Below are 25,376 nucleotides of genomic sequence, written 5' to 3'. Positions count from 1 at the left end.
AGAGGCCGGCACCCCGGGCCGGTGTCCGCCGCACCCGCGGAACAACAGGGTGCTCGCCGGAGGTCTGTCAATCGGCTTCGGGAAGGGTTCGGGGTAGTCCGAAGAGCGTCATGACGTTGGGGGTGAAGCCGGTGATGGCGGTGATGTGGTCGTCGGCGGTGGTGACGACCAGGAGGGCGTACGCGTGGAGGACCCTGGCGTGGGGGTCTGCCAGGTACACGCCGAGGGCGGGCTGGCCGTTGGCGCGGGTGGGTAGCACGCGGTAGGTGCGGCCGGGGCGGAAGGTGGCGGCGGCGAAGAAGCGCTGGGCTGCTTCGATGCCGCGGAATTCCAGCAGGGCCGGGGGCATGGAGACTCTCACGTCGGTGACCAGCAGTTCGATCAGGGCGTCCAGGTCGGCGCGTTCCAGGGCGTCGGTGAGCCGGGCGACGAGCCGGTGTTCGGCCGCGGTGTCGGGTTGGCGTGCAGGCCTGCGGCTGCTGGAGTCGGCGAGGTGGCTGTCGACGCCAGCCCGCGCGCGTTTGAGGGCGCTTTGAACCGATTCCTGGGTGGCATCGAGCATCTGGGCGACTTCGGCGGCGTGATAGCCCAGGACGTCGCGCAGCACCAGTACGGCACGCTGCCGTGGGGGTAGCAGCTGCAGGGCGGTGATGAACGCGAGCGAGATCGCCTCGGTGGTCTCGTAGCGGGCCTCCGGTCCGGGGCGCTGGTCGACGAGGTGGTCGAGCAGTACATCGGGGTAGGGCTCCAGCCAGGGCGGGGCGTCCCCGGCGCTGGTGGGTTCGGGCAGGTGGTCTCGGGGCGCCAGCGGAGCGTTGCGGGGGCGTCGGCTGTCGGCGCGCAACATGCTCAGGCACCGGTTGGTCGCGATCTTGTAGAGCCAGGTCCGGAGCGAGGACCGCTGGCCGAACTCGTCGAGATTACGCCAGGCGGACACGAGGGTCTCCTGGAGTGCGTCCTCGGCGTCCTGCAGCGACCCGAGGATGCGGTAGCAGTGCACCTGCAGTTCGTGGGAGTGCCCCTGGACCAGGTCGCGGAAGGCGTTGTGGTCGCCGGCCCGAGCCCGAGCGATCAGGTCCGTGGTGTCCGTCTCCATCGGCGTGCATCCTCGCTTTTCTTCGTTCTGTAGGGCGTGTTCGGCTCACTCACGATATAGACGCCGCCGGTTTGGCGAATTGGGCGGTCTGCGCGCGCCCAATTCGGGCGGGAAGGCGGCGTCTACCTGGTTGGAGGCGGTCCCAGTGGGGGGCGCGCCCCGGAACTCAGGACAGGATCACAGCTCATGACCAACTACGTTTTCTCGTTCCGTGTGCCTTCCGACTATGCGCCGGGCGCCGAGACGCCGGCCGCGTGGCGTGCCTGGTTCGGCTCCCTGGGCTCGGCCCTGGTGGACGTCGGCAATGCAGTGACCGAGTACGCCTCGGTGGGCGAGGTCGGCGGCAGCGGGTCCCGGATGGTCGCCTACTCGGTGGTGTCCGCCGAGGACCTGGGCTCCGCGCTGGCGCTGGCCAAGGACTGCCCGGTGATGCGGGTCGGCGGCGGGGTCGAGGTCGGCCCGGTGTTGGAAGTTTCCGGGTCATGAGCGAGGCGATGAGCTCGGCGCCGCCGCAGGGGTCGTTCCTGGCGACCGGGCGTGGCAGGGTCACGCTGGCGCTGCTGTGCGCGGTGACGTTCCTGGACGTCATGGACGGCGCGATCGTGAACGTCGCGCTGCCGACCATCCGTTCCCACCTCGGGTTCTCGGTGCAGAACCTGCAGTGGGTGGTCAGCGGCTATCTGATCACGTACGGCGGGTTCCTGCTGCTGGGCGGCCGCGCCGCCGACCTGCTGGGCCGGCGACGGCTGCTGATCGCCGGGACCGCGCTGTTCGCCGTCTCCTCGCTGGCCTGCGGGTTGGCCGACAACCAGGGGCTGCTGGTCGGCGGCCGACTCGCTCAGGGCTTCGGGGCGGCGATGATGTCCCCGGCCGCGCTGTCCATCCTGACCACCACCTTCCAGGACTCTGACCGGCACAAGGCGCTCGGGGTGTGGGCCGGGATCAGCGGGATGGCCTCGGCGGCCGGGCTGTTGTTCGGCGGCGTGCTCACCGAGGACTTCGGCTGGCGGTGGGTGTTCTTCGTGAACCTCCCGATGTCCGCGCTGGTGCTGTTCGGGGCGCTGCGGATCCTTGAGGCTGACCACGGCCGGTCCGTGCCGGGCGGTTTCGACGCCTTCGGCGCGGTGCTGGCCACCGCCGGCATGCTGCTGCTGATCTTCACATTGGTGCAGGCGCCGAATGACGGCTGGGGTTCGGGCCGTACGATCGGCGGGCTGGCCGTCTCGGCGGCGCTGATGGTCGCGTTCCTGGTCAACGAGCAGCGGCGCGCCCATCCGCTGGTCCCGCTGTCGATCTTCCGGATCAAGGGCCTGGCCGCGGCCGACGCCACCCAGGTGATCGCCTGGGCCGGGTTCTACTCGATGTTCTTCTTCGTCACCCTCTACATGCAGAACGTACTGGGCTACTCCCAGCTGCAGTCCGGGCTCTCGTACGTGCCGGTGAGCGTCGGCATCGGGTTCGGCTCCACCATGGCGACGAAGATGTTCATCCGGACCGGTACCCGTCCGATCATCGTCACCGGCGCGCTGCTCGCCGCCGGCGGCATCTTCTGGCTGTCCCGCATCCCGGTGGACGGCACCTATCTCGGCAACCTGCTCGCCCCGCTGGTGATCATGGGGGCCGGGCTGGGACTGCTGTACGCCGGTGTGCAGACAGCCGCGAACGCGGGCGTTCCGCAGGACCAGGCCGGACTGGCCGCGGCCCTGATCACCGCCTCGTTCCAGCTCGGGTCAGCGCTCGGCCTGGCGGTGTTCAGCGGAATCGCGGCCAGCCGCACCAACCACCTGCTGGCCGCCCACACCCCGCCCAAGGAGGCACTCACCGCCGGATTCCAGCAGGCCCTGCTCGTCAGCGCCCTCTGCCTCCTGGTAGCCGGAGCCATCGCGCTGCGCGCCTCCAACACCCGCGGCGAATCCGCCACATCAGAACCCCAACAGAACCCGCAACTCTCCTACGACCCCGCATAACAGCCACCACAATCCCGGGACGGCGCCCAACGCCGTCCTGGGATTTCCTTCACCGGCGGGCGCGCAACCAGACCGGTCGAGGACCGCTTCTTGTCGCGCGGTCAGGCCGCGGGTGCTGCGGGCGCGGGCGAGCGGGGTGGCCGCACACAACCGCCAGAGCCAGGCAAAGGGCTGGAAACGACCAAGGGCGGCGCGCCGGGCCGGAGTTGCCTCGCGGCTCACCCGTCGCCTGGAGTGGCACCGTGATGTCACGCTCCGTCAGGGCTGTCAGGGCTGTCAGGGCTGTCAGGGCTGTCAGGGCTGTCAGGGCTGTCGGAGGGTGGGATGTGAGTCTCTGCCCGATTCGTCTTTGAGCCGGGATCAGGCCTGTTGATCAGTGGCGGCGTGGAGTCGTTCCTCCTGCGCATCGGCGAGCGACTGGACTCGCACGACCGATGTTGGCCCCTGGCACCGGACCCGCTGAGGTGGCAGAGTCGCGGACTGTGGCGACCAGGGGGTGGGAGGCGTTGCTCGCGCCGGGGTGTGAGGCGCTGGAACGGATGCGATCGGACGAGGCGGCGTGGGCGGACGCGGAGCATCAGCCCACGCTCAGGGCGCGGCTGCTGTGGGCGATCCAGTACGACTGGCGCAGCGAGGATCTGCCGCTGCTACGGCACCTGCTCCAGTGGGAGACGCAGGACGCCCGCAGGGCGTGGAAGGTGGGCGGGTCGCCCGAGCACGGCCGGGCAATTCACCTGCTTGCCCTCGGTCGCAAAGCCGAAGATGTGTGGCAGTTGTTCGAGGCGCTGACGGTACTGACGGCGTGGCCTGTTCCTCACGTGGCGACATGGACGGGTTTCGACCACTACCTGGCCGCTGCGGGGACCGACGCGGTTCTGGCCGAGGTACGGGGAAGCGACCGGCCTGAACGCGACGAGATCCTGCGGCGCATCCGGACGGACGACTACTGGCGCAACGAGCTGGAGCCGAGCCTGTGGGTCGGGCCCGGGATCACCTATCCAGCCGATCCGGAACCCGAGTTGGGGGAGCCGCAAGAGGGCATCAGACGGGCTCTGGTCGTCGGGGACATTCCGCTGGCCAGAATGATGCTGGACGAGTGGATGACGGGGCGTGTCGAGGACACGTACACGCTGCACGTCCTGATCGACGTCTACACCGACCTCGGAGACCAGCGCGCCGCAGCCGACGCCGCCTGGCGTCGCGCCGCCCTGCCCGACCCGGGTACACAGGTCTTCTGGGCCTACTGCGAGGTGGCGAAACGCGAACACGCGGCCGGCGACGGTGAGGCGGCGTGGCGCGCACTCCAGGTGGCGAGAGCAGCCTTGGAGAAGTCTCCGGATTGGCGTGAATCAACTCCGGGGCAGGTGCTCGCCGCGGAGACCTTCGTCCTGGCCGCGGCTCTCAACCCGGCCGATCCACTGGCCCGGGTCGTACTCACTGGGGCCGATGTACTCGCCCGTCAACTCTCATACATCGGATCCTCGGTACGCACCGAGGCGATGCGGGGGGCTGACAAGCTTGGGGACGAGAGGATGCGGCAGCGGTACGAGATGAGGGCACCCGAGCAGGGGCGACGCCCGGTCGGAAAGGCGCGGCCGATCGTTGGTACTCGGCGACGGTGGTGGCGGCGACCTTGATGCAGGGGATGGCTGTGAACACCCCTGTCGCTGCGGCCATCGGTTGGGTTGAGCAGGCTGGCTGCCCGCTCGCTGGAGGGGCTACGGCCGTGGCAGGGTGAACAGCCCCTGCTCGATCTCGGTCAGGATTCCCCGCCCTGCGAGCCGACCCGCTGTTCTGGGGCCACCACGCCTTCGTCCACCTGCTCCGGTTCGAGTGGCGGCAGCGGTACCCGAATCTGGCGCACGCCTATGACGGAAAGACCGCCGACGGCAACCCCGCCAGCCACGAGCTGCCACGCCCGCCCAGGCGGTCAGGGCTTCGCGGTTGTGTCACGTGTGGGAAACGGGACGTTACCCGGTCGTCAGGGTCAGCACGATGACCTCTGCTGCCAGGGCACGCGGTCAGCGGCGGCCGGTGGCCAGGATGACGAGGAACTGGCCGCCGCCCGCCTCGACGCCGGCGGTCACCGCCAGCCCCGGTACCAGTCGGGAGAACCGGTCCACCAGCCAGTCCGCCGCCTCTTGGGCGTTCTTCCTGGTCGGACAACGGCCCACCATCTCGCGGCCCCCCTTGCGCTCCAGCCTCCCGGCAACCGTGATCAGCGGCGCGGGTTCGACCACGTACAGGCGGTCCGGCCACGCGATGACCACCTTGACCGCGCCCTTGCGGGAGTTGCACCCACGGTGCGCGAGCCGCTCGGCGACCTTGGCCTTCCGGTCGGCGGTCCGGCTGTCAACGCTGGGCCCCCGCGCGTCGTTCACCGACATGCCGGGGTCGACCGGCTCGTCGCACACCCAGCATCGCCAGCCGTCGCGCCCGGCCACATCATCGAGGAGACTCACCCGAACAAGGTAGCCTGCCCGGCCGCCACCCCGCGCACCAGGCCTCGGCAACTCTCAACACCGGCCGACAAGACTGCGACACCTGGCCAACCAGCCACACCTGCCCCGGCTCCCTCAACGTCGCCGGTGATCGGCCGGTGCGAGTCGCGGACCTAACCGCGGGGGGCGGCTTGCGCTCAATGGGATCAGGCGGCAGACCCGGTGCCGGTGGCCTGGGTAGACGGTCAGGAGCTCGAGCATCTGCTCGTCGGTGCTCCTGGCGCGCCCGGTGCGGACGAACCCGACCTGGTTGGCCAGGTGGAAATCGCCGACCGAGACGGCAGCCGCGTCGCCGTTGCAGCGCTGGAGCGTCTCGGCGGCGGTCCACGCCCCGATGCCGGGGACGCTGGTGAGGGTCCACCAGGGACCACGGAGGCCACCTCGATCCCCGCAGCGACGTTCGATGGCAGTGGACGGCGGCGGGGCGGGGATCAGGTCGTGGTGAAGAAGCGCCACTTCTGGTTCGCGTCGTTGACCTCGCGGCAGCTCCATTGGTGGATGGTGGCGCCGTCGGCGGTGGACCAGTTGTCGACGTCCATGCATTTGCCGCTGTTACGGTCGACGAGCTTGAAGTACCCGCCGCCGGCATCGTCGAGGCGCCACTGTTGGCTGGGGCCGTTGTAGCAGTGCCACTGGTGGATGACAGCGCGGTCGGCGTCCGACGGGCCGTCGACGTCGAGGCACATGTTGCTGTTGAGGTTCACCACGTTCCAGTAGCCGGGCACACCGGACGGAGCGAACCCCCACCACTGGTTGGCATCGTTATCGAGGCGGCAGCTCCACTGATGCACAACGGCGCCCTCGTCCTTGGACCAGTTCTCGACATCGGCGCACTTGTCGGAGTTCAGGTTGACCAGCTTGGTGTAGCCCGACGGCGGATCCACCATGGGCGCCGCGGAAGCCGGTGGCGCGGCGAGTGCGGCCAGACCGAGGGCCAGGACGAGGGCGGTGATCGTGCGCATGTGTTCTCCCATGCCCGTGTGACGCATCGACATGATGTCGAATTCGGGTACGAACCTATCGATCGTCGACTCCGGCTGGAATCCCACGAACGGGTGATCCCCGATCCCGGTTGTACGAATGGCCACCTGTACACCCGACCAGGGTCAGGGCAGGGCGGGCAGGGCATACGCCCTGCCCGCCCCGACGATGACTCATCGCCAGCGGAGTCCAAGTCCGGCTTGGGCGGTCAGCTGATCGGGGTGTCGTTGCTCTCGTAAGACAGACCCCGTAGTAGCACTCCGAAGGCAGGGTGTCGCCCGGACCCTCAACTCGACAGCATGGTGGTCGGCGATGATGAGGGGTATGCGAGAGTGAGGCGATGAAGACCATCGGGTTGATCGGCGGCATGAGCTGGGAGTCGACGGCCGAGTACTACCGGCTACTCAACGAGCTGACCCGGGAGCGGCTGGGTGGCCTCCACTCGGCCAGGTGCGTGCTGTACTCGGTCGATTTCGCCGAGATCGAGCGGCTGCAGGTGGCCGGGCGCTGGGATGAGGCGGGCGAAGCACTTGCCGACGCCGCCCGGTCCCTGCAGGCCGCCGGTGCGGACCTGTTGCTGATCTGCACCAATACCATGCACAAAGTCGCCGACCAGGTGGAGGCGGCGGTCGACATCCCGCTGCTGCATCTGGCCGACACGACGGCGGCTGCGGTGCGGACCGCGGGTCTACGCCGTGTGGGATTGTTGGGCACCGCGTTCACCATGGAGCAGGACTTCTACCGCCACCGCCTGGCCGGGCACGGCCTGGAGGTCCTCGTTCCCGACGCGGACGACCGGGCCGTGGTCCATCGAGTGATCTACGAGGAGCTATGCCTCGGCATCGTCCGGGAGGAGTCCCGATCAGCCTACGGCGAGGTGATCAGCAGGCTGGTGGCCTCCGGCGCGGAGGGCATCGTCCTCGGTTGTACCGAGATCGAACTCCTCATCCGCCCGGAACACAGCCCCGTCCCTGTCTTCGCCACCACCCGCCTGCACGCCGAGGCCGCCGTCACCGCCGCACTCACACCAGGAGGGTAGCTCCCGGGTCGCATGCGAATATGCCTCGTCCGGCCGGGCATCGCGTACGGGGCTGCGGCCGACCATTGCTGAGGCACAGTCAGCGTGCCCCGACCCGTCATTGCTGATCGGTAGGATTGCTCCTTTGCCAACCTAAGGAGCTGGAACAGATGAATGGTTCGCAGATAGCCGAGTTCATCCGGTTCGTCCGAGAACAGTCGCCCTTCTACCGAGAGCTGTACCGCGATGTCGCTGACGATGTGTCGGATCTCACCGAACTGCCGCTGACCGACCACTCGGCCTACTGGGCGGCCAACACCCTCAACGCCAGCCAGGTGTTGACCGAGCCGCACACGGACGGCATCGTCATCAAGACCGGCGGCACCACCGGGGCACCCCGGGTCTCCGTCTACACCCGGGACGAGTGGCGTGCGATGAGCCGCCGCTTCGGTGACGGACTGCCGGCCGCGGGCCTGCTCGCGGGCGACCGGGTGGCGAACCTCTTCTACGCCGGGGAGTTGTACTCCAGCTTCGTCTTCACCCTGAACTGCCTGCAGGAGGCGGCCGTCCCCACCGTCCAGCTGCCGATCGGCGGTGCCGCACCGCTCGACTATGTGATCGGCACCTTGCGCGACTGCGCCGCGACGGTGGTGGCCGCGCCGCCGACCTCGTTGTGCCGACTTGCCCGGGAGGTCACCGACACGGTGGGTTCGCTGCCCGGCATCCGCTTGGTGCTGTTCAGCGGGGAGGCCTTCTACGGCGACCAACTCGCGCTGCTCGACCGGGCCTTCCCCGGCGCGCAGGTACGTTCCATCGGCTACGCGAGCGTGGACGCGGGCATTCTGGCCGCGCCCGTCGCCGGGGAGCCGGACACCCGCATCCACGAGGTCTTCAGCCCGGACAAGGTGGTCGAGCTGCTGGACGCCGAGACCGGGGCGCCGATCGAGGAACCGGGGCGGCCCGGTCGGCTGGTGGCCACCGACCTGGTGCGGCGGCTGATGCCGGTGATCCGCTACCCCGCAGGTGACGTCGCCGAGTGGGTCGACTTCCCGCGGCGCCGCTTTCGGCTGCTCGGCCGCTCCGAGGAGGGCGCCCGGGTCGGACCGGTCACCGTCTACCTGGAGGACCTGCGCGCGGTGGTGGAACGGGCCGACCAGCAGCGGCAGGTGGGCGACCTGCAGGTGGTGCTGCGCCACCGGGAGGCCAAGGACGAGCTGGTGCTGCGCCTGGCCGGGTCGGCGGCGCAGGCCGACCCGGCCGCGCTGCGGACCCTGGAGCGCGGAATCGCAGCCCAACTGGATGCCGCGCGGCCCGTCTTCCCCGACCATGTGCGGCTCGGGCTGATCCATCCGCTGGCGGTGGAGTGGGTCGGCCCGGACGGGCTGACCGTCAACCCGAGGACCGGGAAGCTGGTCCGGCTGATCGACGAGCGGATGGGGCGGACGACGGGCTGAGAAGCGCCGCAGGGGCGGGACAGCGACCGCTGTCCCGCCCCTGCAGCCGGGTGCTACGAGCAGGTGCGTGCTACGAGCGGTTGCGGATGCGTCGGTCCACCACCGCGAGCAGCTTGCCACTGCCCGCCGTCCGCTCGAACGACTCGGCCGGGGCCGTCTCGATCTGCAGGGACACCAGCCGGTCGCGTTCCACCGCCGCCGCCAGCTCGACGTACTCGGCCAGGAAGGACCGCGCCAGCGCAGCGCTGTCCGTCACACCGCCCTGCTCCAGACGGACCGTCAGCGACTCACCGGAGTCGTCCTCGTCGAGCAGGATCTGCAGGGCGCCCCGGTGGTCGAAGGCCTCCTCCGCGACCGTGACGAACCGCCGGTAGTTGAGGAAGTGGCTGCCGCTGCGGAAGATGTCGCCGAACCGGCCGAGCAGTTCGAAGCGCGGGGTGCGACGACCGCAGGCGCAGTCGCCCTCCATCCAGCGTCCCAGGTCGCCGATCTCATAGCGGTCCAGGCGCTGGCCGCGGCGGGTGTGTGCGGTGAACACCAGTCGCCCGGCCTCTCCCGCCGGCGCCGGACGGTCCTCCTCCAGAGCCAGGATCTCCAATGTCTGCAGGCCGCTGAACAGGTGGTGCACCCTGGCCGGCGCCTCCTGGCACTGGTAGCCCAACGGGCCCGCGTCCACGCTGCCGTAGGCGGCGGACCTGATCAGCTCCACCCCGAACTCGTCACGCAGCCAGGCTCGTTGCCGCTCGGGAAAGTGCTCGCCGCCGAAGAAGACCTTGCGCACACCCCGATACTCGCGCAGCACGTCCGCGCCCTCGGTGAAGACCCGCAGCAGGTAGTTGGGCATACCGAACAGCGTGTCCACGCGGTGCTCCGCGATGGAGCGGGCCACCGCCGCATGGTCGTCCTGGGCCGCCATCGGGAACTGCACGGCCTGGAGGGTCTCCAGTACCGAGTAGAAGCTGAGGAACCCGCCGTAGAGCTGGCCGCCGAAGAACAGGTTCATCGCCCGGTCGCCACGCGGCTGGAAGCCCGCCGCCAGCAGCCCCTCGGCCCCGGAGCGCATGTGCTCGTGGTAGTCGTCCCAACTGAACGCGGACAGCTTGGGCGCGCCCGAGCTGCCGCCGCTGCGGAAGAAGACCTCGGCCCGGCTCAGGTCGGTCTGCAGCAGCTCGAACTCGCTCTTGGCGGTCACCGGCACCTGCGGCGGCAGCAGTTCGCGTGCGCCGACCAGGTCGTCCAGACAGGCGTCACCGGCGAACCTGGCGTCCAGCTGCACATCCACCCGACGGCTGTAGCGTTGCAGCGCGTACACGCCGTCGTGCGGCTCCCCGTCGTAGCTGCTCAGCATTTCGCCGGGGACGGTCACCCGCTGCGCCCCGGCCGCCAGGACGGCACCGGCCAGTTCGGCGGTGTCGGCCCGGTTCGCGCCGATCCCGACGGTCTGCAGGTAGCGGCGCATCGGCCGCAGCACCGCGGTGATCTCCTTGCGCGGCAACGGCTTCACCCACACCGTGCGGAACAGCGGCGAGGCCCGCAGTGCGGCACGGGTGTCCGCCAGGACGTGCCAGCTGCCGTCCGGGGCGGCGTGCACCCTGGTGAGGCCGAGGTGCTCCTCCAGCCTGGCCACCAGCACGGTGTTGGTGATCTCCGCGCCTTCCAGCAGCCCCGGCAGGGCGGGCTTCAGGCCGGGGACGGTCTCGGCCAGTACGGCCGCGAACCGTTCGGCGAAGGCGAAGACCTGCTCCGGATCGTCGGTGTCCAGATAGACGACCTGGGGGCTCGAGCAGGCCTGCTGGTCCAGCCGGCAGATGTCGTCGACGATGCCCAGCAGGGTGGAACGGTCGGACCAGGCGTCGGCGGTGAGATAGCCGAAGGAGAGCTTGGGCCCCCAGTCGACCAGGCGGCAGCCCGGCGGCACCAGGGCCGCGACGCCCGCGAGGGCCTCCTCGCCGCCCCAGGCCGCGACCGCGTCGGCGGCGCCGCACAGCCGCTCCAGCCAGCTGGTGCGCGAGGACGGGAAGCCGAGCACGATCACCCGGGCGGCGATGCTGCCGGTCGGGTCGAGGTCGGCGAGTTCGGACAGCAGGGCATGGGTGAACCGGCCCGTGCCGCTGGTCTTGATGGCGTTGATGTTCCCCGCCATCAACCCCTCGACCACGCTGAGCGCCCCGGCCGCCGGGGCGTTGCCCGGCGCGACATGGACCAGCAGGCCGACCGGCAGCCAGCCCTCGAAGATCTCCCTGCGGAAGTCGAAGCGGGCCAGCCGGCCCGGGTCGATACCGCCCAGCTCCCGCATCAGCTTGGTCTCCAGGGCCTCCCTGGAGAGCGCCTCGGAGATGTCGGTCAGCGTGCGCTCCGCCTCCGCGTCCGTGATCTCCGCCTCGCGGAGCCGGGCCGCCAGCCGCACGGACTGCGCGCTGGCGGGGTCGGCCAGCGCGACGGCCAGCCGGTCGCAGGCCGCCAGCACGACCAGGGGGCTGAAGCGCTCGGTGAGCGCATCCCTGACGTAGCCGTCGAGCAGGTCGAGCCGCCGGTCGGCCTCGGCCTCGTCGACCCACTCGCCCTGCCAGTAGTGCTGATCGGCGGTCATGAGGTCCCCTTGAGCAGTTCGGCGGCGGCGATTGCGCAGCTGCGGTTCCGGCTGAGTCCGGCCCGGCCGTGCACGGTGAACCAGGGCGTGGGCAGCCCGCAGCCGCAGTCCTGCGGCGAGTGCTGCGACACCAGGTCTCCCATCAGCACGGACTGGGCCGGGACCGAGGTGATGTAGGGCGAGATGAACTGTGCGTAGCCGCGCTCGCCGAACGGCAGCGGTGCGAGCGTGCGCACGTCGCGGACCAGCAGCCGCGACCAGGTGGGCACATGCAGGTTGTGGTTGGCGCACTCCAGGTAGAGCACCGAGTGCTCGACCGCGCCGAACCCGTCCCGGATCCGTTCGTCGGGGATGCCGAGTTGCTCGTGGATCCGCCGGTACAGCTCCGGCTTGGCGACCTGCCTGTCCGCGTGACCCTTCCAGCCGCCGCCGAACAGCACCAGCGACTCCGGGTTCAACCGCACCGGCGGCAGCCCGAGTTCACGCATCCGGTCCAAGGTGAAGGAGAGGAAGGCGGGGAAGCCGAGAATCCGCACCGGCGCGCCCTCCTCCGCGAAGCGCAGCAGGGCGCGCACGCAGCCGAAGGGGTCGAATTCATGGGTGCTGCCGGTGTGCTTCAACGCGTACTCGACCGAGTTGACCGGGGCGAAGTGGCACAGGTACTCGTCGGTGAAGGAGGTCCCCAGGTTGAGACCGGGACGCGGCTGGTAGTTGGAGAGCAGGTAGTTCACCGGCTGCTCCGAGCCGATCCAGCCGTAGGAGTCGAGGATCCGGGCGACCATGCGCTGTCCGGACCGCAGCGTCCACTCATCGAAGAACATCTGCGATTTCTGGCCGGTGGTGCCCGAAGAGGTGACGTTGAGCTTCACCTCCTCGCGTGGGACCGAGACCACCTCGTGCGCCTTGAAGAAGTTGGCGTGCACGAAGGGCAGCCGGTCCAGCTCGTCGATGCCGGCGAGCGGCCGGCCGGACCGGCCGGCCAGGCCGGCCGAAGCCGACAGCCGCTCGAAGAACGGGGAGCGGGCGGCGTGCCAGGCGTTGGACTCGTTCATCGCCTCGGTGAAGAGCCGGTCGCTCTCCTGGCCCACGGCATAGGGCTCGGCGATGTCGAGCAACTGCTGGACGTGCGCGAGTGCGGTGGGATCGGGCACCGAGACCGGCTGCAGGTACCGGTCGGACAGGGAGGGTGCGGGAGCGGGCTGGTTCACTGGAAAACCCCATGGGTGTCGAGGTACTGCTGCTTCCACAGCTCGATGTACTGCTCGGTGAAGGACTGGAAGGCCGCGTCGATGGCCAGGCCGCGGAAGTCGAGCGGATGCATGGTGCGCGCCATCACGACGTAGTCGCGGAATCCGTCGGCCTGCCGGCGCATCGCCGGGTACGCGGCGACCGGGAGGAAGCCGTGCGCGAGCAGCAGTCGCAGCTCGTCGTAGCAGTCCATCGGCAGCAGTGTCTCGACGTAGGAGGCGCCGTAGACGGCAAGTTGGTTGATCAGCGCCCCGAGGTCCTCGCCGAGGGCGGCGAGGTCGGGGGAGGCGCCGATCAGCGTGCAGTAGCCGTCCGAGAGGTTCAGCTGGGCGAACAGCTCATAGGCTCCGTCCACCGCGCTGAGCAGCAGATTGGGCTCATGGAAGGGGTAGAAGCGGCGCTGGGGATCAGGAACCGACTCCGCCATCCGGCGCAGTACAAACTGGGGAGCGTTGATGAGTTCCACCTCGCGCCCGCTGCCGGACCGGTGGCCGCGCGCGCGGCTCAGCGGCTCGTCCACGATCTCCGGCAGCGGCAGGTCCGGTCGGCCGAGGGCGCCGTTCAGCGCCCGGACCAGCCCGCCGAGTTCCACCGGGACGCGGGGCACCGGCAGTCTGCGGTCCAGCACGCCGTCGCGGTAGCGGGCCAGCAGCACCATGGTCTCGTGCCGCTCGGCCTTGCGGAGGTTGGGGAACATGCCCAGCGGGTGGAAGCCGTTGCTCAGGCAGATCCGTTGCGGCGCCGTGGCGTTGGTGCGGGCGGTGCCGTAGACGGAGTCGGCGGGCTGATCCCCGCTCAGCATCCGTTCGCTGAGCTGACCGACCGCCTGGTGGGCCAGGCCGGAGCCGCGGGCGTCCGGGTGGACGACCAGGCCCTGGAGCTTGCCGAGTGCCTCGTCCGGGTCCAGCGTCCCGACGATGGACCCGACGATCCGCCCGCTCCCGGGCTCCCTGGCGACCAGCCAGGTGGTCGACGGCGACGCTATCTCGCGTGCCATGACCTCCGGGTCGGTTCCCAGCGGCAGTGCGTAGGTGCGTCCGTACACCCGCCGGTAGAGCGCCAGCAATCCATCGACATCATCGAGATGAACACTGGTGAAAGCGTAGGGCAAGGTACCTCCCCCAAAGAACTGATGCGCCGCGGATCGCGCGGGCACACGGTGAATCGGATTCTCGCGTTCGCATACGAAACCCGGTGGGGCGCGGATGTGAACGGGAGAAGTCAGCAGCCCCTGAGCTGCCCGACCTCTTCACAATAGCGCCTCGCGGCAGAAGCTGATCATGCCTCAATCTTGTGACCAGCGCTGATTTCTGGGCGATGCGACCAGGATCACAGTTCGCGCGCAATCTGCTGCGGCCCACTGGTCCGCAGGAACTGTTTCCGGACAGATCTGACGTAAGTCCAGCCCGACGTCCGCGCCGACCTTGCTCGCGCCGGTCCCGTGGCCCGCTCGCGCGCCGCCTGCCCCTGCCGGAGGCGGTCCTGGGAGGGGGCGTTCGCTCTGCCTCCGGGTGGAGCTGTGCCCCGGTAGCGTCTGGGTCATGCGGATACTCGTGCTGGGTGGGACGTCGTTCGTGGGCCGGGCCATCGTGGCGGACGTGCTGCGCGAGGGGGCGGAGGTCACCCTGTTCGGCCGGGGCAGAACCGGGACCGGGCTGTTCCCCGGGGTGCCCCGACTCGTCGGGGACCGTGACAGCGGCGACTATGCCGCTCTGCGGGGCGGCAGTTGGGACGCCGTGGTCGACGTCAGCGGCTATGTGCCGCGCCATGTCGGGCAGGCGATGCACGCGCTGGGCGACCGGGTGGGCCGTTACCTGTTCATCTCCAGCCACGCCGTGTACGCCCCCGAGGGCGCCGTCGCGGGCCAGGACGAGGACGCCCCGAGGCGCCCTCCGGAGCGCGGCACCGAGAAGCTGGACAACGTGACCTACGGCGCGAACAAGGTCGCCTGCGAGGACGACGTCCAGGCCCGGTACGGCGAGCGGGCCACCATCGTCCGGCCGTGCAAGGTGGCCGGCCGGTACGACGAGCAGCCCGGCCTGACCTACTGGGTCCGGCGGGCCGCGCGCGGCGGCCGGGTGGCCCTGCCGGGCCGACCCGAGCAGCCGGTGCAGCTGGTCGACTCCCGCGACCTGGCCCGGTTCGTGCTGCGGCTGCTCGCGGACCAGCGCCCCGGCGCCTTCCAGGCGGTCGGCCCGGCCGAGCCGACCACGCTGGGCGAACTCATCGGGACCTGCGCCCAGGTGGCGGGTACCGAGGTCGAGGTGGTCCCGGTGGATCCCGACGCGGTCGGGCCGTTCTTCCCGCTGGTCCGCACCAAAGACATGTGGCCGAGCCTGCAGCGCTCCGCGGCCCGGGCCCGCGCTGCGGGCATGCCGGCCACCCCGCTCGCCGACACCATCGCCGACATCCTCGACTGGGACCGCGAGCGAGGCGAGCCCCCGCTGGGCCACGGCCTGTCCGCGGCTGAGGAGGCAGCCCTGCTGGCCCAGACCTGACCAAAAGCCGGTCGACCGGCGCCGTCACGCACGGACGGGTGCGGCTGTCCCGCAGCCGCGTGTGCGCGGTTTCGCGTGCCGGGCCGCGCCGCAGGCTGACACACTCGCGCGGCGCCCGACGCCCTGCCCCGCCCGGTACGTGACGCGCCATTCGCGCACCGGGCGGGCCCTTCCCGCCTCCATTTCTCAACCTGGACGCGTGCCGATGCGAGTCCGCCGCGCCCACCGCCTCGCCGTGATTTCGACAGGTTCGGAATCCGTCGGCCGTGGTTATCCGACGTGTGGTTGGTGGGTGCGGCCGGCGGGGAGCTGATGGGCGGCATGCGATGGCGGCTATGCGCGCGCGGCGGATTCCACGAGTCCTTGGATGCCGTCGAGTACGCAGGTGAGGCCAAAGGTGAGGGGGTCGTCGTCGGTGGGGGTGAAGGCTCCCTCGGCTACGGCCCGGGCGAGGGCGGGAAACCGGTCGGCGTGCATGGCGAGTTGCTGAGTGGTGAGGCGGTCCCATTCCTCGTCCCCCTCCTCGGTGGTGTCGAGCACCTGCTGGGTGAGGTTGCGCACCAGACTCAGGACGAGGATCGCAGCGTCGTGACGCTGGCGGGCGGTGAGCCCGGACGGTTCGAGTGCGGCCAGGGCCGTGTCCAGCCAGGCCACCTGGTGCGGGCCCATGGCATGTCGTCGTAGGCCCGTCGCGGTCAGAAGCCAGGGGTGGGCGCGGTAGACACCCCAGCAGGCGCGGGCCCAGGCTTCGAGGCGGGTGCGCCAGTCGCCCGGGACACGGCCGAGATCGGGCGGATCGCTGAGCACCGTGTCAACCATCAGGTCGACGAGGTCGGGCTTGCCGGGGACATAGCGGTAGAGGGCCATCGTGGTGAGTCCGAGCATCTCGGCCACCCGCTGCATGGCGAGGGCCTCAAGCCCCTCTGCATCGGCGATCTCGACGCCACAGCGGGCCACTTGAGCGGGCGTGAACTTCGGCTTCGGTCCCCGCCGCGGGCGACTGTCGGCAGCGCCCCACAGCAGCGCGAGGCTGGCGCCCGGATCCCGGTTGCTCTCCTTGTTCGCCGGCACGGTACCGGCCTCCTTTCTGCGGACGGGCTGCCCAGGGGCGTGAGGGGTGTTGCCACCCACCCAGCAACTGTGTATAAGATACACAGTAATTAACCGTGTAGCACATACACAGTTTCTGGATTCGCAGCTTCTGGAGGTTTCCATGCTCGCTCCCCTCATCACCGCCGCCGCCTGCGCTACTGTTGCCACCCCCGCTGCCGGCCTCCTCGCCCGCCGCGCGATCGTTCGCTCCGGCAATGCCCGCCGCCTGCGCATCACCAGCAGCCACGGCATCGACGAGCAGGACTTCGTGCGGATCGGCGGGCTTGAGCAGTGGCTCTCCCTGCGGGGCGAGGACCGCGCCAACCCGGTCGTGGTGGAACTGCACGGCGGTCCCGGATCGTCCAACTCGATCCTGGCCAACGTCTCCCGCGACTGGGAGCGCCATGTGACCCTGGTGCGCTGGGACATGCGCGGCACCGGAAAGACCCTGCGCGGCTCCGGCGCCGACAGCCAGGGGGACATGACGTTCGACCGGCTGTTGCAGGATGCCGTGGAAGTGGTGGAACACGTACGGGCGCGGCTCGGCGTGCAGCGGGTCGTCCTGATGGGGTGCTCCTTCGGCAGTGCCATAGCGATGCGTATCGCGCGCAGCCGCCCCGAACTGGTCAGCGCGTACATCGGCACCGACCAGAAGATCTTCGATGGCGGCCGGGACGCCTCCGACTACTACGCCGCGTTGGACCGGCTGAGGCAGGCAGGCAAGAAGAAGGAACTCGCCGCCGTACGCGAGATGGGACCGGATCAGCGGCTCTGGAGTGCCGAGCAGTTCAGCCACTTCAACCGCTTCGCCTCCGCCACCGATCCGCACACCTTCGCCGCGATGAAGTCCGTGGTGATGAAGTCGCTGTGGTATTCGCCGCTGCACTCCCTGCGCGAGATCATCACCTTCTTCAAGAGTTTCATGGTCTCCGCGCCCGTGCTGCCGGGCACTGCCTCCCTCGATGACTGGGCGGACGGCACCCGGTTCGACGTCCCGTTCTTCGTCGTCCAGGGCGCCTGCGACCTGGTGAACACCCCCACTCGTGCCCGCGCCTTCTTCGACGACGTCCAGGCACCGGTCAAGGAGTTCGCCCTGATCGAGGATGCCGGCCACTTCGCCGTCTACAAGCGGCCCGAGCTCTTCCTCGACTTCCTCCTGACCCGCGTCCTGCCCTGTCTCGACAGCACCCGGTAGGGAGCGTGACACAGAGCCGGCCCACCGCGGCCGCGGTGCGCGCGGCGATCTACAGCTGCGCGCCGGTCGCCTCGACGTTCGCGTTGCTCTCCGCACCCTTGCGGGCCCGGTAGACGTGCAGCTTGCAGAAGAACCGGGACCCAACCTCATCCTGAGCACGCTGGCCCGCACTGTCCGCGCTCAGGACTACCTCGACAGTCCAGAAGCCGTGGCTGATCCGGCGACGTTGCTCACCGGCCGGTGGCGTCAGACGGGTTCCTGCTCGCTCGCATCCTCGATGGCGCGGCGGTTGCGGGCTGATCGCCCAGGACTCCAGCACGACGCTCGGCGGCGGAGGGCAGTGTCCAACAGGCGAGTCAGTTCGCCAATACGTCCGCCGCCGGCCGGCGCCACCGGATAGCGCTTGAGCACGTCGACGAGCGCCGGGGCCGCGTGGCGCACCGCCTTCGTGACATGTTCGTCGCCGACAGCCCGATCGTCACCGGCGGCGAGCTCGGCCGCCCTGGCCGCGTGCGCTGCCGACCCGAGAATGTGCTTGACCTGGGTGGCGTTCGGCAACGGGTGCAAGTAGGCGGCGCCCGCCGCCGCCATCGCCGCACGCGCTGCCTCGGCTGCGGCGGCGTCCGCTTCCTTGGCTGCCTTGAGCGCCGCCCAAGCCGCATTGCGCAGCGCTTTCCCGCGCTTGCCGCCCCTGGCGAACTCCCGTGCGGTGTTGACCGCGTAGCGAGGCCGCGTGTCGTCCGGCCGCTCCGCTTCGAAGATCTCAAGCGCCTCCCGCGCACACGCCTCGGCAAAGGCGGTGACCTGGCGCAGATCCTCGATGCTCAGAACGAACTCAGCCGCTTCGGTTGCCATGGCTTCATCTTGCTCGACCTTCGCCGCTGTCGCAGGCGTGATGGTGTACGCCTGATCGTGGGGTTTGCGGCGGTTGCGGGCTGATCGCCCGGAACGGCAGAGAGGCATCGGCGGTGCTTTCGTCTCCTCCGGGGAGGGACCCGCCGATGCTTCCGGATCTGACCGTACCCAGTTCGCTGTTCGCCGCCTTGAAGTTGGTCGGGGGCAGTTTCACGACCCCGACGTTCGCCACGTTCTCCGCGCTGGTCACCGGGTCGATCGCGCAGACCGGCCAGTCGACGGTGACCGGGATGCTCTCCGGCGCCGGCTTGACGCGCGTCTGGTCGCACGACCGTGCGCACGCCTTCTTCTCCCAGGCCCGCTGGAACCCCGACATCCTGGGCATCTCCCTGTCCCACCGGATCGTGCGCCGCAGGATCATCGCCGCTCGATTGATGCCCACCCACCCCGGTCAGCCCACCGCTACGGTAATCCGCACCGTCCAACAGGCATGGGCCGCAGCCAGCGCCGACTACGCCGCGTGACCCCGCAAACCCGCCAGGACGAGGAAAGTCGAGTCCAGCAGGACGGCAAGCAGTGCGGACGCCGCCGGGTGGCCCGGCTGATGCGCCAGGCCGGCCGTCAGGGCCGGCACCGCAGGCGAGGCCCTGGCTGCCCTGCAACCTCACAAACATTGCCCCGTAGCGTGCACTCACGGCGGACCCGGCGAAGCTCGCTCCCGACGCGGCGGCCTACCTGCGCCGGTCGGCGCAATGGTTCCGGACCGAGGGCGGGTACATTGCGGAGCAGTCGACGCGGCCGACCACGCTCGCCGTCGCCCTCTGCGACTCACCCGCCGGCCTCGCGGTGTGGATCATCGAGAAACAGCAGTCGACGTCCGACGAGTCGGCCTTCACTCCGGATGAGCTTCTCACCTGGGTCACCGCCTACTGGGTCACCGGCACGATCGACACCTTTTTCTCCACCTATGTCGAACCGGTCACCCTCCCTGACCGGATCGACACGTCAACCGTGCTCGCCGTGTTCCCGCGCGACCTCGAACCGGAGCCGCGAAGCTACGCCGAGGCGTTCCTGAACGTCTGCGACTATGTGGAACACCCTGCCGGCGGCCACTTCGCAGCCTGGGAACAGCCCGAGGCCTACGCCGACGACGTACACCGTGCGGTCAGGCCGGGCGGCTGAAACGGAGCTTGCGGATGGCTCCACCACTGCAACGCGACCCTGGTCCACACCGGCGTGCGGCCCGAGCGCCACGACGACCTCGACCGGATCCCAGCCTGGTTGCCCGACGGCCTGAACCGCGCCGGGTTTGATGGAAGCATCGAAGACCCGCAACCATGGTGGAACTCCGCACGTACCCCAAGACCGCGTACTTGGGGCGAGAACGCGCCCGTCAAACCGGCGGGTTGCTGCGGGTGAATTCTTCATCGTCCCGGCCTGACGCGGACGTCACGGGCGCCCTGCCCCTACTGGTGCGGGGCGTCTTGCTGTGCGGACTCGCCGGCGGCGATGTGCGCGGCTGCGACCTCGTTGGGGGTGACGTCGAGCACGTCGGCGATGCCTTCGGCGTCCGCGATGGTCAGTCCGTTGATGCTCGCGAGGGTGGCAATCGCAGCGATGGCCTGGCCCTTCGCCGGCGTGTTGGTGTCGTGTCCGGCTTCCTGGGCGCGGTTGGTGAGCCAGGTGGCGAAGTCGTCGGGTTTGGAGGGCATGGGGTTGATTGTTGCTCGGGGTGACTCGGGTGGCCAAAGAATCGGGGTGTGAAGGATCTCGCACGGGGCGCGTGACCGTCCGGCCGAGCGGGGGAGTGCTGCCCGTTTTTGCGGTCTCGGCGCCGTTTGACGCCGCCCTGTCAGGTGCAGCACTCGCAGCTGGGGCGGCAGGCGCACGCATCTGCCGGGGCCGCGGCGTGCGGTGGCGCTGTGGTGGCGCCCGGCGCGCAGCAGCCCTTGCCCTGCCAGGCGTTGCGGGCTTCCTTGAGCGCGATGGCGGCGATGACGAGGCCGGCGAGTGGGTCGGCCCAGGACCAGCCGAGGGTGGCATTGAGGGCCAGGCCCACCAGCAGGACGGCCGACAGGTAGGTGCACAGCAGGGTCTGCTGGGAGTCGGCGACCGCCGAGGCGGAGCCCAGTTCGCGGCCCGCCTTGCGCTGGGCGGCGGACAGGAACGGCATGACGGCCAGGGACAGTGCGGCGATGGCGATGCCGGGAACGGAGCGTTCGGCGGCACCGCTCCCCGCGAGCGCCCGCGCCGCGTCGACCCCGACGTAGGCGGCCAAGGCGAGGAAGGACAGCGCGATGATGCGCAGAGTGGTCTTCTCCCTGGCCTGGCGCACGGCGTGCTCGCGGGCGGAGAACTGCCAGGCGACCGCGGCTGCGGAGGAGACCTCGATGACGGAGTCCAGGCCGAAGCCGACCAGTGCCGTGGAGGAGGCGGCCGTCCCTGCGGTGACCGCGACGACCGCCTCGATGACGTTGTAGGTGATGGTGGCCGCGACCAGCAGCCGTATCCGGCGTGCCAGCGCCTCCCGGCGTGCCGGGGAGGGGCCCGGGCCGATGGCGATCCCGACGGCCATCTCAGCAGCAGCCCTTGGTCTCGGCGTCCGGGCAGGTCCTGTCGGCCTCGACCGCCAGCACGGCGGTGCGCAGGTCGTCCAGGGCGTGCCCGAGCCGTTCGCCGGCCAGCTCGTAGCGGGTCCGGCGGCCGACCGGGACCGCCACGACCAGGCCGCAATCACGCAGACAGGCCAGGTGGTTCGACAGTCGGGTCCGGGAGATCTCCAGGGCGTCGGCGAGGTCGGCCGGGTGGGCCGGGGCCTCGCGCAGCGCGAGGAGGATGCGGCAGCGGATCGGGTCGGCCAGGGCACGGCCGAACCGCGCCAGCGCCTCGATGTCGGGGGCGGGAGTCAGCACAGACCAGACAGTACAGTGAATCCTGAATTCACGAAATCCTGCACAATTAGCCCGGGTGCTGCCTGCTCGGGGTGGGGCTGCCGCGTTGCGGCTGCGGGCACCCGGACCCTTGAGGGGGGAGCTACAGCCAACCGAGAAGGAACGCGAACGGGCGGAGCGCGAGCGCCTCATCGTGGCGACGGCCCGGGAGCTCGCCGAGCAGCAGGGGTGGGACGCGGTCGCCGCCCGCCGACTGGCCGAGCGCAGCGAGTACAGCCAGCCCGTATGCGGGCGCCGCGCCGTGGCGCGGGCTCAATGTCAGTGGGCGCGTCTAGGCTCGGTGTGGCCATGGAGTCCGAGTGAGGGACGTGAGTGTCATGTCGCGTGTTCGAGTCCACAACTTCAGCGTGTCGCTGGACGGGTTCGCCGCCGGGGAGGGACAGGGGCCGCAGGCCCCGTTCGGGCATGCCGGGACTCGGCTGGTCGAGTGGTTTCTTCAGACCCGGGCCTTCAACGAGATGCACGGTATGGCCGGCGGCGGCAGCGGTGTCGACGACGCCCTCGCCTGGACCTGGGGGCCCGGGATCGGTGCGGAGATCATGGGCCGCAACAAGTTCGGGCCGCAGCGCGGCCCGTGGACCGACGAGGAGTGGAAGGGCTGGTGGGGGGAGAACCCGCCGTTCCACACCCCGGTGTTCGTGCTGACGCACCACCCGCGCCCGTCCCTGGAGATGGAGGGCGGCACGGTCTTCCACTTCGTCGACGCCTCGCCGCAGGAGGCACTGCGGCAGGCCCGCGAGGCCGCGGGCGGCCTCGATGTGCGGATCGGCGGGGGTCCGGCCACGGTCAGGCAGTTCCTCGCGGAGGACCTGGTCGACCACCTCCACGTCGCCCTCGTCCCGATCGTCCTGGGCCGCGGTGAACGGCTGTGGGACGGGCTGGAAGGGCTGGAGCAGCGGTTTCAGGTCGAGGCGGTGACGACACCCAGCGGCATCACGCATCTGACCTTCACTCGGCCGTAGCTCCGCCGCCCCGCCGCGGCGCTTCCACATCGGCGCTGGCATCGCCGGTGCTGCACTCGGTGTGGACCCGGGGGAGGCGGTCGCCCGGCGCGACGCCGCGGCCGCGATGTCCCGATGTACATCCCCTACGACCAACGGCCCGGCGTCCACCCGCAGGCTGACGCACGGCTTCACCGACCACTGACTGCCCCCGCCTCGCCACGGTTGACGGCGTTGGCGAGTTGGACGCGTGACTGGACGCCGAGCTTGCCGAAGACCATCCGCAGGTGCGTTCCCACCGTGTTGATCGACACCCCGAGTTCGCCGGCCGCGGAGCGGTTGGAGTGGCCGGCGGCGATCAGCAGGGCGACGCGCCGCTCCGCATCGGTCAGGGCGGCCCAGCCGTTGTCGGGCCGGGGGCTCGTGCGGGCCCACTTGGCGCGGCGGGTGCCGGCCTGGCGCATCGTGTGCTGGACGTCGTCGCGGTAGACACGCGCGTCCATGCGGTGGTAGTCGTCCCACGCCCGGTCGAGTAGTTCGAGCGCCTGGTCGCGCCGGCCCTCGGCCAACAGGGCGCGCCCGTAGCAGTCCGCGCCGTAGGCGCGCAGGATCGGACGCGGGCTCCGGTCGAGGATCTGCGCGCCTTCGGCGAGCATCGTCAGGTCGCCCTTCTCCCGTCCGCGCAGGTTCCGCGCCACTCCCTCGAAGCTGGCCACTCCCGGGTTGCGTGATGCGGCGAGCTCGGCGATGTGGACGACGGTGCTGGTGAAGTCCTCGTCCGCACCAGCACTGCCGACCCCGAAGAAGATGCCCATCCAGCACGGCCACAGCGGCCAGTAGTTGCACGAGCCGGCGGCTTCGAAAGCCACCGGTCCAAGCACCTGGAGTGCTGTGGCGAGGTCTCCTCGGCTCGCCGCAAGCCAGCCGCGCATCACGGCAAGGCCGGGCTTGCAGACGCTCTCGTCGGCTTCGATGAGTCGGTCGGCCTGCGCCAGGTGCTCCGAGGCGGCCTGGGTGTCGCCGCGCAGCAGAGCCACGGCGATGAGAACGATCAACGCGTCGAGCGCGTGGACGCCGTTGCCGAGATGCCGGCCGAGCTCCAGCACGGTGCGTGCCCCGGCCTCGGCGTCGTCGCTGTGTCCGAGGTTGAAGTCCTGCCACATCTGGGCGCAGTGAAGCGCCGGAGGGATTGCCCCGGAGGTGTCATCGCAGTCCGACCTCGCCTCGTCAAGCAGCAGTTGTGCGTGGTCGTAGCGGTCCAGGAACTGCAGTGAGGTGATCTCCTCGGCGAGTTGGCAGGGGCCGGCCAGCGCCCGCAGCTCCCGGAAGCTGCGCAGGGCGTCCTGGTGGCGGCCTTCGTTGCGGGCCGCCTCCCCGACCGCCTGAAGGGCCAGAGCCTGCGCGTCCTGGTCTCCGCTGGCTCGGGCGAGGTCGAGAGCGCCTGCGGCCTCGTGCGCGCCGCTTTCTCCGGCCGTCCGTCGGGTGTTGGCCAGGGCGCGAGCGGCCGTGAGGCGCGCACCCACGGCGGGGGTGAGCGCGTCGGCTTCGAGCATCGGGGTGATGCGGGCCAGCAGCTCGCCCGGTTTGCCGCCGAGCCAGAGGGCGCGTGCGGCTTCGGTCCCGATCGCACCGACCAGGTCGGCGTCGTCGAGGTGCACGAGCATGGCGTCGGCGACAGTGATCGCCTCGGTGGCGCGTTCGGTCCGGCGGAGCACGGACAGGCTGCGTCGGCCCACGTCGAGCCATTCGGTCTGTTCGGGGCGCAGGGTGCGGAAGGCGAGCGCGGCAAGGTCGCCTGCGTCGCGGGGACTGGCTGTAGCCAGTTCCTCGGCGGCCGTGATCAGGATCAGTGCGCTTGCCACGTCGCCGCGGGTCGCCGCCGCTCGGGCGTGGGGCGCCGCCAGCAGTGGCCGGCCGGCGTCGAGGTGATGCCGGGCGAACCGACTGTGCAGGGTGCGCACCGTGCGGTCGGGCAGGGCCGCGCAGACCGCCTCCCGCACCAGATCGTGACGTGTGGTCAGGCCCTGGTCGTCGATCTGGACCAACCCGGATTCCAGCGCTGCCGCGAGCGCGCCGTCACGCCCCGAGCCGATCGGGTCCGCGACCAGACGCAGCGCCTCCTGGACCGGGACAGCGCGTCCGCAGACCGCCACCGTCTCGACCAGCCCCCGCGCCGCGTCGGGCAGGTCCGCGAGCCGGCCGGCGATCGCCGCACCGAACTCCTCGGGCACGGTGTCGCGTTCACCTCGAGCGGCCGCGCGCGCGAGGTTGTCCAGGACGTCGACGGCCAGGAGCGGATTGCCTGCCGAGGCGTCGAGGAAACCACGTGTGCGTTCGTCCGGCTCGTGTCCGAGACGGTCCTGCGCGATGGCAGCCAGGTCGGAGCTCCGCAACGGGGCGAGCCGGATGTGTTCGAGGCTGGTGTGGACCGAGCCGAGGACACCGGCATCGTCCTTGCGCGTGGCCAGCAGCCACACCACCGGCAGCCCGAGAAGCCGGGTGAGCAGTGTGCGGATGACGAACGTGCTGACCTGGTCGGCCCATTGCACGTCGTCGATCGCGAGCAGGACCGGGCTCTGGCCCGACGCGCACTCCAGGGCCGCGGCGATGCGTTCGACCAGCAGCAGCGGCTGGTGCACGGCGTCGACGATTTCCGCGTACTGCTCCGCTGTGACCAGCGGTTCGGCGCCGGCCCGCAGCGCGGTGATCACGGGTGCGCCGGGGCTGACCTGTTCGACGGGATCGCAGGCGCCGCGGGCGGGCCGCACCTGAATCCGCGCCGCCTGGGTGCACACCTCCGCGAGCAGGGCGCTCTTGCCGATGCCCGCGGTCCCGCTGACCAGCACCACCCCTCCGGAGCCGTGGCGCCGTGCGGCGCGGACCACGGAAAGGGCCCGCTCCATCGGCTCACTGCGGCCTCGCAACGGTTGGTGTCGCATCCCCATCACTCCTCGCTCCCACGACGGACGGTCGTTCGACTGAATCGGTT

General features: G+C 70.3%; 22 protein-coding genes and 1 pseudogene. 11 read left to right on the top strand and 12 right to left on the bottom strand.

The window, feature by feature from the left end; genetic code table 11:
- Nucleotides 1-67 precede the first annotated feature (67 nt).
- The gene (locus ABH925_RS15055) at nucleotides 68-1,096 is read right to left on the bottom strand and encodes an RNA polymerase subunit sigma-70 (protein WP_370148111.1); all 1,029 of its coding nucleotides are present in this window, start codon (nucleotides 1,094-1,096) and stop codon (nucleotides 68-70) included.
- A 186-nt stretch (nucleotides 1,097-1,282) separates the two neighbouring features.
- Between ABH925_RS15055 and ABH925_RS15050 the strand changes: the two genes are divergently transcribed.
- The 3 genes from ABH925_RS15050 to ABH925_RS15040 all read left to right on the top strand — a co-directional run bounded on the left by ABH925_RS15050 (nucleotide 1,283) and on the right by ABH925_RS15040 (nucleotide 4,700).
- Nucleotides 1,283-1,582 carry a hypothetical protein gene (locus tag ABH925_RS15050; protein WP_370148109.1) on the top strand — a complete coding sequence of 100 codons (300 nt, stop codon included), beginning with the start codon at nucleotides 1,283-1,285 and terminating at the stop codon, nucleotides 1,580-1,582.
- A complete protein-coding gene (locus tag ABH925_RS15045) occupies nucleotides 1,579-3,063 on the top strand; it encodes an MFS transporter (protein ID WP_370148107.1) in 1,485 nt (494 codons plus the stop codon). Before ABH925_RS15050 ends, ABH925_RS15045 begins: the two co-directional genes overlap by 4 nt.
- A 506-nt stretch (nucleotides 3,064-3,569) precedes the next feature.
- A complete protein-coding gene (locus tag ABH925_RS15040) occupies nucleotides 3,570-4,700 on the top strand; it encodes a hypothetical protein (RefSeq protein WP_370148105.1) in 1,131 nt (376 codons plus the stop codon).
- Between the two features lie 384 nt (nucleotides 4,701-5,084).
- On the opposite strand, the gene ABH925_RS15035 is transcribed toward ABH925_RS15040, so the two are convergent.
- Both ABH925_RS15035 and ABH925_RS15030 read right to left on the bottom strand, forming a co-directional pair.
- Entirely contained in the window at nucleotides 5,085-5,525 is a 441-nt protein-coding gene (locus ABH925_RS15035; RefSeq protein ID WP_370148103.1) for a hypothetical protein, read from the bottom strand.
- Between the two features lie 470 nt (nucleotides 5,526-5,995).
- Nucleotides 5,996-6,526, bottom strand: coding sequence for an RICIN domain-containing protein (locus tag ABH925_RS15030; RefSeq protein WP_370148101.1), 531 nt, complete (start codon nucleotides 6,524-6,526; stop codon nucleotides 5,996-5,998).
- A 359-nt stretch (nucleotides 6,527-6,885) separates the two neighbouring features.
- Between ABH925_RS15030 and ABH925_RS15025 the strand changes: the two genes are divergently transcribed.
- Nucleotides 6,886-7,584 (top strand): aspartate/glutamate racemase family protein, encoded by a 699-nt coding sequence (locus tag ABH925_RS15025; protein ID WP_370148100.1) that lies wholly within the window; start codon nucleotides 6,886-6,888, stop codon nucleotides 7,582-7,584.
- 149 nt (nucleotides 7,585-7,733) lie between these two features.
- The gene (locus tag ABH925_RS15020; RefSeq protein ID WP_370148098.1) at nucleotides 7,734-9,017 is read left to right on the top strand and encodes a phenylacetate--CoA ligase family protein; all 1,284 of its coding nucleotides are present in this window, start codon (nucleotides 7,734-7,736) and stop codon (nucleotides 9,015-9,017) included.
- Between the two features lie 70 nt (nucleotides 9,018-9,087).
- Here ABH925_RS15020 and ABH925_RS15015 read toward each other — a convergent pair whose 3' ends face one another.
- Genes ABH925_RS15015 through ABH925_RS15005 form a run of 3 tightly spaced genes read right to left on the bottom strand, consistent with a single transcriptional unit; the run spans nucleotide 9,088 to nucleotide 13,966 of the window.
- Nucleotides 9,088-11,607 carry an acyl-CoA reductase gene (locus tag ABH925_RS15015; RefSeq protein WP_370148096.1) on the bottom strand — a complete coding sequence of 840 codons (2,520 nt, stop codon included), beginning with the start codon at nucleotides 11,605-11,607 and terminating at the stop codon, nucleotides 9,088-9,090.
- Nucleotides 11,604-12,815 (bottom strand): acyl-protein synthase, encoded by a 1,212-nt coding sequence (locus tag ABH925_RS15010; RefSeq protein WP_370148094.1) that lies wholly within the window; start codon nucleotides 12,813-12,815, stop codon nucleotides 11,604-11,606. Before ABH925_RS15010 ends, ABH925_RS15015 begins: the two co-directional genes overlap by 4 nt.
- On the bottom strand, nucleotides 12,812-13,966 hold the full coding sequence (locus ABH925_RS15005; RefSeq protein ID WP_370148092.1) for a GNAT family N-acetyltransferase: 1,155 nt from the start codon (nucleotides 13,964-13,966) through the stop codon (nucleotides 12,812-12,814). The genes ABH925_RS15010 and ABH925_RS15005 overlap by 4 nt, the downstream gene beginning before the upstream one ends.
- A gap of 430 nt (nucleotides 13,967-14,396) precedes the next feature.
- Here ABH925_RS15005 and ABH925_RS15000 point away from each other — a divergent pair, with 430 nt between their 5' ends.
- Nucleotides 14,397-15,353 carry an NAD-dependent epimerase/dehydratase family protein gene (locus ABH925_RS15000; RefSeq protein WP_370148090.1) on the top strand — a complete coding sequence of 319 codons (957 nt, stop codon included), beginning with the start codon at nucleotides 14,397-14,399 and terminating at the stop codon, nucleotides 15,351-15,353.
- Between the two features lie 333 nt (nucleotides 15,354-15,686).
- Here ABH925_RS15000 and ABH925_RS14995 read toward each other — a convergent pair whose 3' ends face one another.
- Nucleotides 15,687-16,424, bottom strand: a complete 738-nt coding sequence (locus ABH925_RS14995; protein WP_370148089.1) for a TetR/AcrR family transcriptional regulator C-terminal domain-containing protein — start codon at nucleotides 16,422-16,424, stop codon at nucleotides 15,687-15,689.
- 142 nt (nucleotides 16,425-16,566) lie between these two features.
- On the opposite strand from ABH925_RS14995, the gene ABH925_RS14990 reads away from it, so the two are divergent.
- Nucleotides 16,567-17,640 (top strand): alpha/beta fold hydrolase, encoded by a 1,074-nt coding sequence (locus tag ABH925_RS14990; RefSeq protein ID WP_370148087.1) that lies wholly within the window; start codon nucleotides 16,567-16,569, stop codon nucleotides 17,638-17,640.
- A 246-nt stretch (nucleotides 17,641-17,886) separates the two neighbouring features.
- Here the strand turns inward: ABH925_RS14990 and ABH925_RS14985 are convergent, their stop codons facing one another.
- Nucleotides 17,887-18,495: a putative immunity protein gene (locus tag ABH925_RS14985; protein WP_370148084.1), complete on the bottom strand. Its 609-nt coding sequence runs from the start codon at nucleotides 18,493-18,495 to the stop codon at nucleotides 17,887-17,889.
- A gap of 146 nt (nucleotides 18,496-18,641) precedes the next feature.
- On the opposite strand from ABH925_RS14985, the gene ABH925_RS14980 reads away from it, so the two are divergent.
- Both ABH925_RS14980 and ABH925_RS14975 read left to right on the top strand, forming a co-directional pair.
- Entirely contained in the window at nucleotides 18,642-19,019 is a 378-nt protein-coding gene (locus ABH925_RS14980; RefSeq protein ID WP_370148083.1) for a hypothetical protein, read from the top strand.
- Nucleotides 19,020-19,341: 322 nt separating this feature from the next.
- On the top strand, nucleotides 19,342-19,677 hold the full coding sequence (locus tag ABH925_RS14975) for a hypothetical protein (RefSeq protein WP_370148081.1): 336 nt from the start codon (nucleotides 19,342-19,344) through the stop codon (nucleotides 19,675-19,677).
- 284 nt (nucleotides 19,678-19,961) lie between these two features.
- On the opposite strand, the gene ABH925_RS14970 is transcribed toward ABH925_RS14975, so the two are convergent.
- The 3 genes from ABH925_RS14970 to ABH925_RS14960 all read right to left on the bottom strand — a co-directional run bounded on the left by ABH925_RS14970 (nucleotide 19,962) and on the right by ABH925_RS14960 (nucleotide 21,407).
- On the bottom strand, nucleotides 19,962-20,207 hold the full coding sequence (locus ABH925_RS14970) for a hypothetical protein (protein ID WP_370148079.1): 246 nt from the start codon (nucleotides 20,205-20,207) through the stop codon (nucleotides 19,962-19,964).
- A gap of 140 nt (nucleotides 20,208-20,347) precedes the next feature.
- Nucleotides 20,348-21,070, bottom strand: a complete 723-nt coding sequence (locus ABH925_RS14965) for a cation transporter (protein ID WP_370148077.1) — start codon at nucleotides 21,068-21,070, stop codon at nucleotides 20,348-20,350.
- Between the two features lies 1 nt (nucleotide 21,071).
- Nucleotides 21,072-21,407: an ArsR/SmtB family transcription factor gene (locus tag ABH925_RS14960; RefSeq protein ID WP_370148074.1), complete on the bottom strand. Its 336-nt coding sequence runs from the start codon at nucleotides 21,405-21,407 to the stop codon at nucleotides 21,072-21,074.
- A 109-nt stretch (nucleotides 21,408-21,516) separates the two neighbouring features.
- Between ABH925_RS14960 and ABH925_RS14955 the strand changes: the two are divergent.
- Nucleotides 21,517-21,672: pseudogene (locus tag ABH925_RS14955) on the top strand (TetR family transcriptional regulator); the annotation flags it as partial.
- 91 nt (nucleotides 21,673-21,763) lie between these two features.
- Nucleotides 21,764-22,408, top strand: coding sequence for a dihydrofolate reductase family protein (locus tag ABH925_RS14950; protein ID WP_370148072.1), 645 nt, complete (start codon nucleotides 21,764-21,766; stop codon nucleotides 22,406-22,408).
- A gap of 170 nt (nucleotides 22,409-22,578) precedes the next feature.
- On the opposite strand, the gene ABH925_RS14945 is transcribed toward ABH925_RS14950, so the two are convergent.
- Nucleotides 22,579-25,326 carry an AAA family ATPase gene (locus tag ABH925_RS14945; protein WP_370148070.1) on the bottom strand — a complete coding sequence of 916 codons (2,748 nt, stop codon included), beginning with the start codon at nucleotides 25,324-25,326 and terminating at the stop codon, nucleotides 22,579-22,581.
- Nucleotides 25,327-25,376: the final 50 nt, after the last annotated feature.

This window comes from Streptacidiphilus sp. EB129, assembly GCF_041262645.1.
GTDB lineage: Bacteria > Actinomycetota > Actinomycetes > Streptomycetales > Streptomycetaceae > Streptacidiphilus.
This window is presented reverse-complemented; position numbering and strand designations above follow the sequence as displayed.